Here is a 12,338-nt window from a genome sequence, read left to right on the forward strand (position 1 = left end):
TTCTGCCCTCGTGTTAATTCGTTTGACTTATCGTACCGCCCGGCGATAAGCAAGAAACAATCACAGCTGACTGAAAGCGAGGGGATCGGAACAATGAAGAGGCTATGGCTAACGGCTCCCGCCATTCCCGCCGTCATGGCCTGGGCTTTTGTTGCCCATCAGGGCCAGGCCGCCCGTACAGATCAGGCGATTACCGCAAGCGCAGGTCCCGCCGCGGATCCGGGCACCTATTCGCCGCCCGCGCGCTCGGACAAACCCGAGAGGGTGTTCTTCGGCAACGTCCACCTCCACACCCGCAATTCGGCCGATTCCTTCATTCTCGGCGAAGTGAACGCGACGCCTGAAATGGCCTATCGGTTTGCGCGGGGTGAGCGGGTCATGTCGACCAACGGCCTGCCTGTACAATTGCGCGAGCCACTCGATTTTCTCGCGGTCTCCGACCATGCGGAGTACATGGGCCTTCTCTCGGGCATTGCCGACGGCGATTCCGCTGCTCGAGACACACCGCTTGGTGAGCGCTGGGCCCCGTTAATCCAGTCAGGCGACGGGGCTGAACTGATCAGACAGTTCGCCGCAGTTCTCGCCGGCGAAGGCAATACCAACCGTCTTCCCGATTCCTTTCGCAGGTCAGTCTGGGAAACGGCCACCAAAGTCGCGGACCGCTTCAACCGACCCGGCGAGTTCACGACCTTCTCCGCGTACGAATGGTCGTCCCAACCGGGCGGGAACAATCTGCACCGCGTCGTCCTGTTCGGGGACGGGGCGGACAAGGTATCGCGAATCGTCCCCTTCTCTTCGCAGGAAAGCGACGATCCCGAGCGGCTCTGGGATGCTCTTGCGGATTATGAAAACCTTACGGGTGGAAGCGTCCTTGCCATCCCCCATAATTCGAATGTCAGCAATGGCATGATGTTTGCGCCGCGCACGTTGACCGGCAAACCGCTTGATGCGGACTACGCCCGCCGCCGGGCGAAGTGGGAGCCCGTCATCGAGGTAACCCAAACCAAAGGCGACAGTGAGGCACATCCCTACCTGTCGCCGAACGACGAATTCGCGGACTACGAGACCTGGGATAAGTACAACATTATCATGTCGCAGCCCAAGGAACCGTGGATGCTGCAGTATGAATACGCCCGCTCTGCCCTGAAGATCGGGCTGGCCTACCGTCGATCGATGGGCGAGAACCCCTTCAAGTTCGGCCTCACCGGCGCCACCGACGGTCATACCGGCCTGTCCACGACCCGCAACGACAACTTCTTCGGGAAGTTTCCAGCCTCGGAGCCCGGTCCGGAGCGGATGAGCAAGCGTGTCGGCGACTTCCTCAACGCGAACTGGATGCTGACCTCGGCCGGACTGACCGGCGTCTGGGCGCGGGAGAACACGCGCGAGGCGATCTTCGACGCATTCCGGCGTCGCGAGGTCTACGCCACGACCGGCACGCGCATGCGGCTGCGCTTTTTCGGCGGCTGGGAGTTTTCCCGCGAAGACGTCTTCCACCCCGATTACGAGGATCACGCATATGGCAGGGGCGTGCCCATGGGGAGTGATCTGCCGGCACCCGGCAAGGCGAAGGCGCCGACGTTTCTCGTCGTCGCGGCGAAGGATCCCAACGGTGCCAACCTCGACCGGATACAGATCGTGAAGGGATGGGTCGGCAGCGACGGAAGACAGCACGAGAAGGTCTATGACGTCGCGCTGTCGGATGGCCGGCGGGTCGATCCCCGCACCGGCAAGGCGCCACCCGTCCGCAGCACGGTTGACGTCAAGCGCGCGACCTATACCAACGACGTTGGCGCGGCCGAACTGGCGACATGGTGGCGGGATCCCGATTTCCGCCCGGGTGACGATGCCTTTTACTATGTGCGGGTACTGTCAATTCCCGAACCGCGCTGGACAGCCTATGACGCGGCGTATTACGGCATCGAGCCGGGCAAGGACGTACCCCTTGTCACGACCGAGCGCGCCTACAGCTCGCCGATCTGGTACACCCCCGCCGGCAGGAAATAGCGGGGTTCGAGGAGTCCACGTTTGAACGTCATTGCGGCACAGCCCGAAAGCGACACGCGCCAGGCGCTGCTGCTGGCCGCCGAGAACCTGTTTGGCATTTACGGCTTCGACGGCACCTCGATGCGTCGAATCGGCGCCGATGCCGGGCAGGCCAACGTCAGCGTCGTGCGCTACCATTTCGAGACCAAGGAAAACCTCGCTTTCCAGATCCTCGATTGGCGTGTGGCGCAAATGGAGGGTGAGCGGCGGCAACGGCTGGCAATGGCGATGGAGCGGGAGCCGGGCCAGCGCCTGCACGACCTGGTCGCGGCGATTTTTCTGCCGGTGCTCGGCTTTACGGATGCAAAGGGCAAGCATACGTTTGCCCGCTTTCTCATCCAGTACATGACCACGTTTCGCGCGCATGGTGTGCGCCATCCGGAAGAACTGGCGGGCGGAGCGCCCGCGCTGGCCGGGATCGTCGCCGAAATGAACCGCGAGCTTCATTTCCTGTCGCCACCGCATGTCCGGATGCGATCGACGAAGGAAATGATCGGTTTTATGTCGCTGGTCATCCTGCATGACCAGGGCACCGGATTCTTCGGCTCATCGCCCGATCTCACTGAACTGATTGCCGACGGGATCAATACGAGCGTCGCCGCGCTGCAGGCGCCTCCGCCCCGGTTGCGCTGAATGGTCTCGATCTGGTGCGCAGTCTCGATCGGATCGCCAAATCGTCCGCCGCGGGGACCACACGGTAAGGTGCTGCCAGTCATCGGACTGTCAGCACGAGATTGAGACCTGCCATTATGTGAAATGGTTGGAGCTGGGCCGTTTGGCGTCCGGCAGATTTCAGCTGGTGAAAGTGGATAGCTGCCGTCCAACATTACGCGAAGGTTCGTCAGGAGTCGCTGACATAACAGTCACTAAAAGTCCTAGGCGCGGTCCCTGAAAGCAGTCGTCTGCTCATGTAACCTGATTTGGCGCCTCTTGGGCCGTGATGTATTAGTGGCTGTGCGATAGGTAAGCTGGAATGTAGCCGCGCGCTCGCTTTCGGGCTGACATTTCTCCCGGATCGTTGGTCTACCGATTCAGTTCCCGTCCTCGGCATCCGGATCGGGCGTCAAGATCGGCCAAGGGCGTCCTGACGCAAAATCGGGATGGCGTGGTTCCGATTCTGGAGCACCGTATTTGTCCCGGAGTTTGTCTATAAGGTTGAGACAGCGGGCGGCGGGGTCATCCTTGCCGCCGCTGCTTGTCATCGCCAGCAGCTTCCGGCGAAGTTCGGCCGCCGGGACGGGCACGACATTGTAAGCACCCTCCCAGTTCTCTGCCGGGACGTGGTCCGTGACAGCGCTTTGGATCGACTGCCACGTCATGAACGAACGTCCGGTTTTCCTCTCAAAATCGATCAGCATCAGTATGCCGTCCGTGCCAGGGTCTTCAGCAACTGCGCTAGCTAGCAAGGCAAGCTGCTTCGTTGCCGGCCCATCCTTCAGGAGGTCGTAAACATAGGCGCAGATCTCGGAGAACTCCGAAATCAGTCCACCCAATTCGCGTTGCCAACGCCACCCGTCGTATGACTTGCCGTCGAGCGCGCCGTCGACGGTCAAGTCAACAAGGCGGCGTGCGGCGAATATTGTGCCGAACCTCAACGCGGTCTCGCGCCACTGATGGTTCTGGTAGAGACGCTGGTCATCTTCTGCGAGCGTGAAAATCACGTCTTCTGCGTCGTCGGAGGACGAACTGCCGAGCCCGCGGACCATCTCTTCGAGCATTCGTGGCTGGCGCTGCGCGTCCGGCATGCCGCGCACGATGGCAGGCAGATCGGTGACTGGCGTGGCGAACGGCAAAAGGCGCAACCAATCGCGTAGCTGATACGCGTCGCCCTGTGTCAGAATCCAAGTCTCCTTTTCGGCCGCCTCAAAGGTCTCAGCTATGCCGTCGGCTACGAGCTTGATGTCGATGTCCTCGCCAGAGAGGACCAGCGACAACAACAAGGCTGCACGCGCCCGCCTCGGCGCGATAGAAATGAGCTTCTGGATCGGCACGTCCCGCTGGCCATGGGGGAGCCGTGCTCCGACAATGCCGAGCGCAACCGCCAGCTTCATCTGCGCTTCTGAAGAACCATCAACAATCAAGGTCTCGATCGCGGCGAAGATCGCCTCCGCCTCGACCGATGTCGCGGCGGGATCGGCGGCGCGGACCTCCCGGCGCGCTTCCACGCGAGAGAAGTCTACGCCGATGAGGAACGTTTTGTCGTCCTTGGGTTCGTTTGCCTCAACCCACTGGGCAGCCAGCACACGCGCCGCCAACTCGCCAAAATGCTCGTCCGTCAGGTATTCACGCATCAGCGCAGCGGTCGCCGGCGCATTGATCGCCAAGAACGCACGTTGGTACTCGTGCATGTGCGGATGCTGCGCTTCGTGTACAGCATCGCGATCCTTCCAGCCGCTCGCGGTCGCTTTTTCGCGGAAAGCTCGATAGCGACGTAAATTGTCGTCAAGCATTCTCTTCAAGAGTGGAAGATGTTCGACGGACGGCGCGTGGCTCATCATCGTTGCAATGGTGGCCACTCGCAAACGCTTCTCATCCCCAGAGGCGAGCATGCGCTCTGCCCATTCGCGCGCCAGCACGCCGGTTGCGGCCAACCCTTCCTCATCGAAGGGTCGCGCCCGCTCTTCGCCACCGTAAGATTCACGGGAAAACAGCTCGGCTAGTTGGACGATTTCCTCATTGTTAGCGTTTCCCGCCCGCGCCTGAACGGCGGCCACCAAACTTGCACCCGGCGTGTGACTGATACGGGCGCGCAGATCGTGATAGCGATCGCCCGCCGCCTGATCGTATTTCCCGCTGGCGTCGCGCACGACTTTCCCAGCTTCAAGATAGGCGTCGATCAGCCGGCCAACAGCGTTTGGTCCCAGCACCGAAGCTGCGGCCTCGGCGCGGTCGTCGTGGCGGCTTGTTTCTTCGAGGGCGATTCCGAGCAGCGCGTCGTCCTCAAGCGCAAACCCGGCGGCCGCAAGAATATTGTCCGCGCCGTAGAAGAGCTCGCGGTGCTCGCGCACGCGGCGCAGTAACCCCCTAGCGAGAGCCTCCGGATATCGCTTTCGCGTTTCATACAACAAGTGCATTTCACCGTCGCGTTTCCGGTCGATCTCCATTTCTGCAACAATTTCAGTAACCTCGGTATCGTGGTCATCTCCGACCGGCGCGTGAACGAGCGTGCGCAGGCGCTCAAAGTGCGAAATGCCAGCAACCTTGCGCCGTTCGCCCGCTCGCCGGAGTTCCTGCTGGACGGCATCGACTGCAATGTCGTCGAGATGACCCTTTTCGGCGAGGATGTCGTAGGTCGCATCGCCCGCGTCAGCGAGCAAATCGGCGACGTGGCGATCCGCCCGTCGAAATGAGAGCGCATCGACCACTGTCGCCTTCACATCCGGATCGCTGTCAGTCTTCGCGATTGCAGTCGCAAGGTCGAGGCCGTCGATCCCGCCATGCAATGCGATTTCATGCAGTACATTTTTTCGGATTTCCGGTGGCAGTGCTGCGATGCGCGCCGGCGCATCGTTCCCAAGCACGGATGGGCGAAATCGCTTCGCTGCTCGGAGAGCTGGCAGATGCACTTGGGTGTTTGCGTGCGAAATAAGCGGCCAAAGAAGATCGGCGAATTCCGGCCTGCCGGACGCGATCATAAAACGCACCGCGCGATCCACCTTGCCTGGCGCGTGCCACTGCTCAGCGAGGCTCTGCATTTCGGTGCCGATCGGTGCCCATACCTCGTCGGTGGCGGAGAAGATCATTTCGCCTGCGAGGACAGGATCGACTTCAAAAGCTGCGCAGATGGCGGCGCTGCATGCGGCCTTCTGTACGGTGTCGCCGCGGGCGATCCGTTCGACAGCGAACAGGATTGCCTCTTCCCACGGGCGCTGATCGAGTACGTCGACCTTCAGTTTCTCGCGTGCTGCCGGATCGCTGACGGCCTGTAGCATCAGTCGTTCGACGTAGTGCGAGGCGTACCATTCCTGAAATTGCTGGTGCTGGAACGAGTAGCCCGGCGTGTCGCCGGAGCGCGTCAGAACGTGATTGCTAACAAACGTGTCGAGCAACGTGTCGGGCTGTGTGGAGATGGTGATTTGTCCGTCATCCACCAGAACCCGTGCGGTGTTGGCGACCGATTTGCGCGCGTTGCTGTCCGTGATCGCCGTGTTGGCAGTTGTCGTGGCGAACACGGCGAGGTCATCCAAATAATCCTGCTGGAAGCCGAGGGTCACGGCATGAAGCGCCGCCGCACGGCGGGCTTCCTGCTCGTGTGCGGCAATGAAGCGCCGCAGCACTTCTTCCTTTGTTGTCGGAAAAGGCGCGCCCTCTGGCAGCGAAAGAAGTGCCGTGAGGTAGAGTGGGATGGTCACAAGATCCCGGACACCCGCTGTCCGCCACGCCTGATCGACGAGCTGTGCGCCAGCTTCGCCCCGCATGCCGTACGCGATCTCCATTTGCTGATCGTCATCAAGCGGCAGTAAGTCGACCCGCGTCCCGCCGAACGGAATGTCGAGCGCCTGCTTGCGTGTGGAAATGACAAGACCAAGTTCCGGCAATTCAGCCTTGAGGACCGTGATTTGCAGGCGCGCGCGTTCACGTGCGGCGGCATCCAGTTCATTCCAGCCGTCAAGAAGCAAGACGACGCCGGACTTCGTCGCGACGGCGCGGAAATCCTGCTCTGAAATCCCATTGAACGCGGGGCGTTTCAGGATTGATACGAGTAGCGCGTCGCCTTCGGTGGCCCAATCTCCCAGCGGCCCGATAAGCGGCGTACCATTGCCGATCTCCAACACGCCGTCGGCGACCTGAAAGAGGGTTGTCGTCTTTCCCATTCCGGGTGCCGCGACGAGGATCAGGTCATCGAGCGTGGTCACGGCGTTGGCAAGCGCGCGCGTGCTCAGCGCCTCGTCCACGTGCTTCACCTTTAACGTCAGCGTGAGCGCCACACTTGTGCCCGGCCATTTGGGTGTTCGACGGAACACGGCTAGGTCGGCCGAGGCCGCTGCTCGCAGGCGGCGGCCCAGATCGTCCGACGTGGGCGCTTGCATGTCGGGCCCGTACGGAACGTTGTGCATCACGCTACGCCACGAATCCTCGTTCGTCTGTCGCTTCCACCTGTGCAATTCCTCGACAGTGAACTTCGAATCCTTGGCGTCGACGGCACGCCCATGCACGTCGCAGAGCCAGATGCCGTTATCCGCGGCCGCGCGCTCTTCAGAAGTCATCTGCGCGTCGTAGCGGGGACCGCCAGGCGCGGCAGCGCAGATGTGCGATGCTTGGCCAATATTGATTTCACCCGCGCCATCGGATGTGGCGGCGTGGGTCAAACGGCGGCATGCCGGGTTGGAACAATGGCCGCGCGCCTGCCGCTCAATGGCCCGTTTGGTCGCGGGCGAAAACTCGTCTCTGTTCTTACTCTTGGCCATTGCTGGCTTGCTCGGGTGAGGTTGCTCTGACGCGCTCGCACAGTTGTCCTTCGACTGGAACACTGTCGATCTCTGCAGACATCAAGAGCAGAGACACATACCCCGCTGTCTCGGCGATATTGCTTGAAGTTCCGCCAATCGCAGCCTGCGCTTCTGCGGCAAAATCAACGTGCCCAGTTCGCAGATGCTCGATCAATTCTGACACATCCGATTGCAAGGCTGAGTCAAAAGCATTGAGCCGTCGGGTCAGTTCTTCATACTTTCGCGTGAAGGTGGCCTCCAAGCTCCGACGGGCAATAATTTCTTCTTCGGGACGAGTCTCATTGCCGAGCCGTTTTTGATCCATTGCTCCAAGTTCGCCAGCAAGGCTCAGCACCTCCCCAAACATGCTTGCCATAGCAGATGGAGCTTGTGGCAATCCGAGTTGTTCAGCCCAGACGGCAGCGCCTTCCACATCAGGAAGGAGGGTCTGATAACCAGACTTTGCGAGGGTCGGGAACGCGACATCCTCAATGTCAGGCATGATTGTTAGGTGGATAGATGAGTCCACCAACGACCGTAGGAGTTCGGATTGTTCAGCGAGCGTGACCACCGCATCTGCAATGTTGGGCGCGGGTAACACCGCAAGAACATCTGCTGGCGGCCACGGTAAAATACTCTTGGTGTTAATGCGAAGATGGAACTGTGCGACGACCCCGGCTTCATTTGCCAAGCGCTCAATTTCTGCCTTTCGCTGAGCTAGTCGTGTTTCCCCGGCAGCTTTGGCAGAGAGAGATACGAGCCGAACGGAGTTGCCTACTCGCGCGCCTTTGCCTCGTGCCGCCCAAGTTACCGCTGGCGCTTGCTTCCTTTCATGGGCTTCTCCGGCCAGAAGTCGCAACATCTCCAAGAGCGTCTTGAGCCGGAGAAGCATTGGCGGGGGACCGTCGGCGATGAGCTGCCAAGGCTCTTCGGCAATTGCGGTGTCGACATCGGCGATGAGATCGCTCAACCAGGCAATGTATGCGCCGGCTTGGTCGGGGAGTATCGCGAACCTCTTGACGAGATTGACGCTTGCGCTGTGCAGGAGGTTCTGAAATTTGGTGACGGCGGTGTTGGCCTCTCCGCCTCCCGCGCCCGACGCTTCCAATGACGAAACAGCAGGGGGTGTCAGCGCTTCAGTTTCAGCATTAAGCGCATTCAGTCTGTCGGCCAAAATGCCGAGTGCATCCTTTCCTCGAAAATGCGCGTCGAAGACCTTCTCCAACGTCGGCACAAGGGCGTCGAGAATTGCCACGCCTCTTGAAAGATAATCGCTATAGCTCGGAGCGGCGACGCGGCGGGAAATCAGATCAGCCCACCGCCGATTCCACTTAGGAACTGATGGTGTGGGTAGATTTTCTCGTGGAATCCGCTTTGTCGCGAGCGGCAACTGGGCAAGACCGGCCAATTCGCCGCTTACGGTAATAGCGTTGGACACCGCAATGTCAGCTGATGGACACAGTGCCAATATCCGCTCACACAGGCTTACAACTGCGTCGTGCGGATTTTTCTGTACAGAACCGGCAACGTACCAAAGATCGCAACGGACGATCATTCCATCATCGGCATCTTCGATTGTTACAGGCCCGGCCCAAGCTGTCTCTGCCTGAACCCGTGCGAACAGCGCCTCTTGCCCGACCTCGGCGACCCAATCACTGGCGATCTCACGATCCAGGGCGGACAAGGTGCCCATTAGAGACCCCAAGAGATCGAGATTAGCATTCAAGAGGCCTTCTGGAGCCTGCATGAGACTGGTCCGCACCGCGGCCGGCAATGGCATTCCGACCAACGCTGCGAGAATCTCATCTAAGCTCGCCAAATCCGCGGTCTCGATCAGGACTGACAAGACAGAGGGTGACATACGCTCCATCAAACGGCGGCGAGGGTCATCTTCCGGCGAACCTTTGATTTGCGAAAGTCGATCCGCCGCGGCCTGGACCTCCGGGATGATGCTGAGACTACTCAGATCAATATCCGCAATCCCGAACATTGCCGCACTGCCAACTTGCGTTCGCGGCAGCGCACGCGTCTCAGGTGTGTCCAGCTATTCGTCGACACCTGAAGAAACGCGGCCCGAACCCAGACCCCGGAGCGCTGAAGCCAACGCCCGCGCATCTTGTTCGCCCTCCAAGCGGGTAATCAAGCCATCGAGCACCGCCGGAACAGGTAAGCGTCGCGCAGATAGTGTGTCTGCGACCAACGGCTCGAGATCGGTGGCGGGCACACTTACGATCGTCCGTTCGAAACTTGTTTCGAGGGTCGGCAATGCTGTCTGGTGCGTGAGCTGCAGCAATTCTTCGGATCGAAGCTGGTGCAGGCCGGTGACCGCGCCCGGAGCAGGTGAACGAACCAGATGTTCCTGGATGAGGCGCTGTAAGGCGCGCGAGAGATCGGGCTCACTGACCGAGAGAGCGCGTGCCAATTGCGATGCATCGACTTCAGCATTCGCTGTGCCCGCCCAAGCGCCGGATCGCAGAATATCTAGTTCAAGGGAGCGCTTCGGATCTGAAACCCTCGCCGCAACCTGGTCCGCGAGGAGTTCGTGCATCCTCTGTCCGCGGGTCAGAATATGGACATATTCTAGAAGAAGACCGTCGCTCATCTTCCACGGTTCGCGCCAACCCACCCAGTTCGTCTTTTCAGCTTCGCGCAGTTCTCGCCAGAGTCGTTCTGCGAGTTCATCGTCGGGATCGGCGCGTATTTCGGCTGCACGGGCGCGCTCGGCAATCAGCGTGACATCTTCTTCTCGGACCGAACCGAGCAGGACAACGCCGGGCACAGACATCGCTTCTTTGAGCAAGGCACCCCAGCTTTCCGGCCCATTCCGGCCCACATCATCCATGACAAAGCCCAAGGGACTGTCTTCTGACGCGCGAAACGTCCGGATCAACTGTCGCAGGGATGGAATATCTTCGGCGCTCAGACGACGGATACGAAACCACCGGACCGTATGGCGCAACGTTTTGGCGGCTTCCCACATTAAAGCGGATTTTCCCGCCCCTGACGGTCCGACAATCAACGCGGCCCGGCGTTGTTCAATACCTTCCACCAAAGCCGTCCTGCTTCGGGGGCGTTCGGCCACCAAACCTGCCGCGATGTGACCGGGTTCTACATCGACGCCGAGATAGAAGTTCGGATCGTTGAGAGGCGTAAGGAAATCTACCGGTTCGCAGACGCCATCCCTGAGGGCGCGTTCGATCGCGTCAATGTCGATAGCGGCCAAGACATCGCGAATCGACGTTTCGGTGTCGGAGATCGAAACGCCACGATAGTTCTCCGGCGCCAACCGGCCATTGGCGTCTGCCAGGGCGCCCACGCGGATTAGCAGATCGGCAAAGCACATTTGGGCTGCGATTGGGGCGCAGTTCAACCGAGCTACGATCAGCCTGATCGCCGATTCCTGCGGTGAGGTCGTCACGATGATCGAAGTTCTTGGGAGAAGATCAGAGGACCCACTGAACTTTGCAAGTCTGGTGCTGATCGGACCTTCGATCAAACGAGCTGCAGGGCGGTCGTCGAGGGGCCTGAGGCCCGCCACCTCCCGCTCAAAAATGAGCTCCAGTCGCTGCGGCTGCGGTGCGGAGCCAAGCGACCGATTCCACAGGTCCCCAACGTGTCCAATCGTCTCGCCTTCCGTATAGTCCCCAAGGTGTTCTCGTCGGCTCTTGACCTGAACAAAGCTCGTTTCTTCGCCACGCAGCTCAATGTCGTCACCACCTTCTGGGATCACGATGGCGGGCGCTCGCTGACCAGCCCATATTTCCACCGCCAACCAAGCGGACACGGCATCCTGGTAACGAAAACCCCGGCCTGCATTGGATCCAGCCCTAGATGCAGCCTTGGCCGGTTTCGACGATGGCTTTGGGTCACGACTCCGATTGTTGTGTTTAGGTTTCTTCTCCAAGTATTCGATCCTTAGCGCAAACTTGTCGTGCCGCTGATACTACCGCGCCGCGGTGAGTTGATCGTGAGCAGCAATCTCTCCGGCACCAAACTAATTACCGGACTTTTGGGCATTCCTGACAGCGGCTGCGAACGCGATCACCGTAGGATCTTCAACGCCAACCGCGTTAAGCTTTCTGGCAATGTTGAGCACGTAGTCCGAAGCCCTTCCGTCTCTCCCAACGGCTGTCATCGCCATTGCAACCAGTTCGTCGAGAGTTTTTCCAGTGATGACGTTTCTTCCCCCGTAGACGGGTAAATGTGCCTCAACGTCGCGGCCATCGCTCAACGTGATTCTCTTCTTTCGTAGCGGAAAGTTCTTGCCTTCGCGGCGTTCAAGGTCGGCGAACACTTCGGCTTCTCTCGAGTCGTCAAACTCAAATGCATAGCCTATGCAAGCCCCGTCAGCTTTTTCGACTAAGTTCAGGGTGGGACCAGGTGTGGTATTGCCCCCCAATTCACTTTCGACGCTTTGTTGAAAGATCGTTCATAACCTTTTAGCGTCGCCAACACTCCATTCGCACCGCCATACGATGTTTGCCAGTTGTCCCACATGAGCGACCCGTATCCGAAAACCCACATTCTGTTTCCTCCATTTTTGGTGCAACGATATGTTTTCGTATAGCTAGTCGTACCGGCCCAGAACTTGTAAAAAATACCATGGAATGCTGGAATTATTTTTGGCAGTGTGCTGGGCATCTCATCATTCTGACGTAAGGTAGCCGACTGCAATTCATAGGTCTGATGTCGGCTGCAGAACGCGGCCGTAGTTACCTGAACATCCGAATTTGTGGCGCGAAGCTGACCCGCCGGCTCGCTGTCTGAAACGTCCGCTATCCCAATCTTTGCTCTTGAAAGGAGACGTTCCGGAGTGTCCGACAAGTCGGCCATCCAAACCGTTCGACAACTTTGTCAGCTTTC

5 protein-coding genes and 1 pseudogene are annotated in these 12,338 nt (G+C 59.6%); 2 read left to right on the forward strand and 4 right to left on the reverse strand.

What is annotated here, in order from left to right:
- The first annotated feature begins 135 nt into the window (after positions 1–135).
- Both EKN06_RS06115 and EKN06_RS06120 read left to right on the forward strand, forming a co-directional pair.
- The gene (locus EKN06_RS06115) at positions 136–2,007 is read left to right on the forward strand and encodes a DUF3604 domain-containing protein (RefSeq protein WP_240654677.1); all 1,872 of its coding nucleotides are present in this window, start codon (positions 136–138) and stop codon (positions 2,005–2,007) included.
- Positions 2,008–2,028: 21 nt separating this feature from the next.
- Complete coding sequence (locus EKN06_RS06120) at positions 2,029–2,679, forward strand: TetR/AcrR family transcriptional regulator (RefSeq protein WP_127612039.1); 651 nt, start codon at positions 2,029–2,031, stop codon at positions 2,677–2,679.
- Between the two features lie 398 nt (positions 2,680–3,077).
- On the opposite strand, the gene EKN06_RS06125 is transcribed toward EKN06_RS06120, so the two are convergent.
- The 4 genes and pseudogenes from EKN06_RS06125 to EKN06_RS16165 form a co-directional block, all read right to left on the reverse strand.
- The gene (locus EKN06_RS06125) at positions 3,078–7,517 is read right to left on the reverse strand and encodes a hypothetical protein (RefSeq protein ID WP_205693832.1); all 4,440 of its coding nucleotides are present in this window, start codon (positions 7,515–7,517) and stop codon (positions 3,078–3,080) included.
- Positions 7,441–9,465, reverse strand: a complete 2,025-nt coding sequence (locus EKN06_RS15800) for a hypothetical protein (protein ID WP_205693833.1) — start codon at positions 9,463–9,465, stop codon at positions 7,441–7,443. Before EKN06_RS15800 ends, EKN06_RS06125 begins: the two co-directional genes overlap by 77 nt.
- A 54-nt stretch (positions 9,466–9,519) precedes the next feature.
- Positions 9,520–11,379 carry a hypothetical protein gene (locus EKN06_RS15805; RefSeq protein WP_205693834.1) on the reverse strand — a complete coding sequence of 620 codons (1,860 nt, stop codon included), beginning with the start codon at positions 11,377–11,379 and terminating at the stop codon, positions 9,520–9,522.
- Between the two features lie 90 nt (positions 11,380–11,469).
- Positions 11,470–12,308 (reverse strand): annotated as a pseudogene (locus tag EKN06_RS16165) (gamma-glutamylcyclotransferase).
- Positions 12,309–12,338: the final 30 nt, after the last annotated feature.

The sequence above is a fragment of the Croceicoccus ponticola genome, assembly GCF_004004515.1.
Taxonomy (GTDB): Bacteria; Pseudomonadota; Alphaproteobacteria; order Sphingomonadales; family Sphingomonadaceae; genus Croceicoccus; species Croceicoccus ponticola.

Excerpts from the sequence above, each read along its gene's own strand:
- EKN06_RS06115 (WP_240654677.1), top strand. The coding sequence starts at position 136 with ATGGCCTGGGCTTTTGTTGCCCATCAGGGCCAGGCCGCCCGTACAGAT.
- EKN06_RS15800 (WP_205693833.1), bottom strand. The coding sequence starts at position 9,465 with ATGTTCGGGATTGCGGATATTGATCTGAGTAGTCTCAGCATCATCCCG.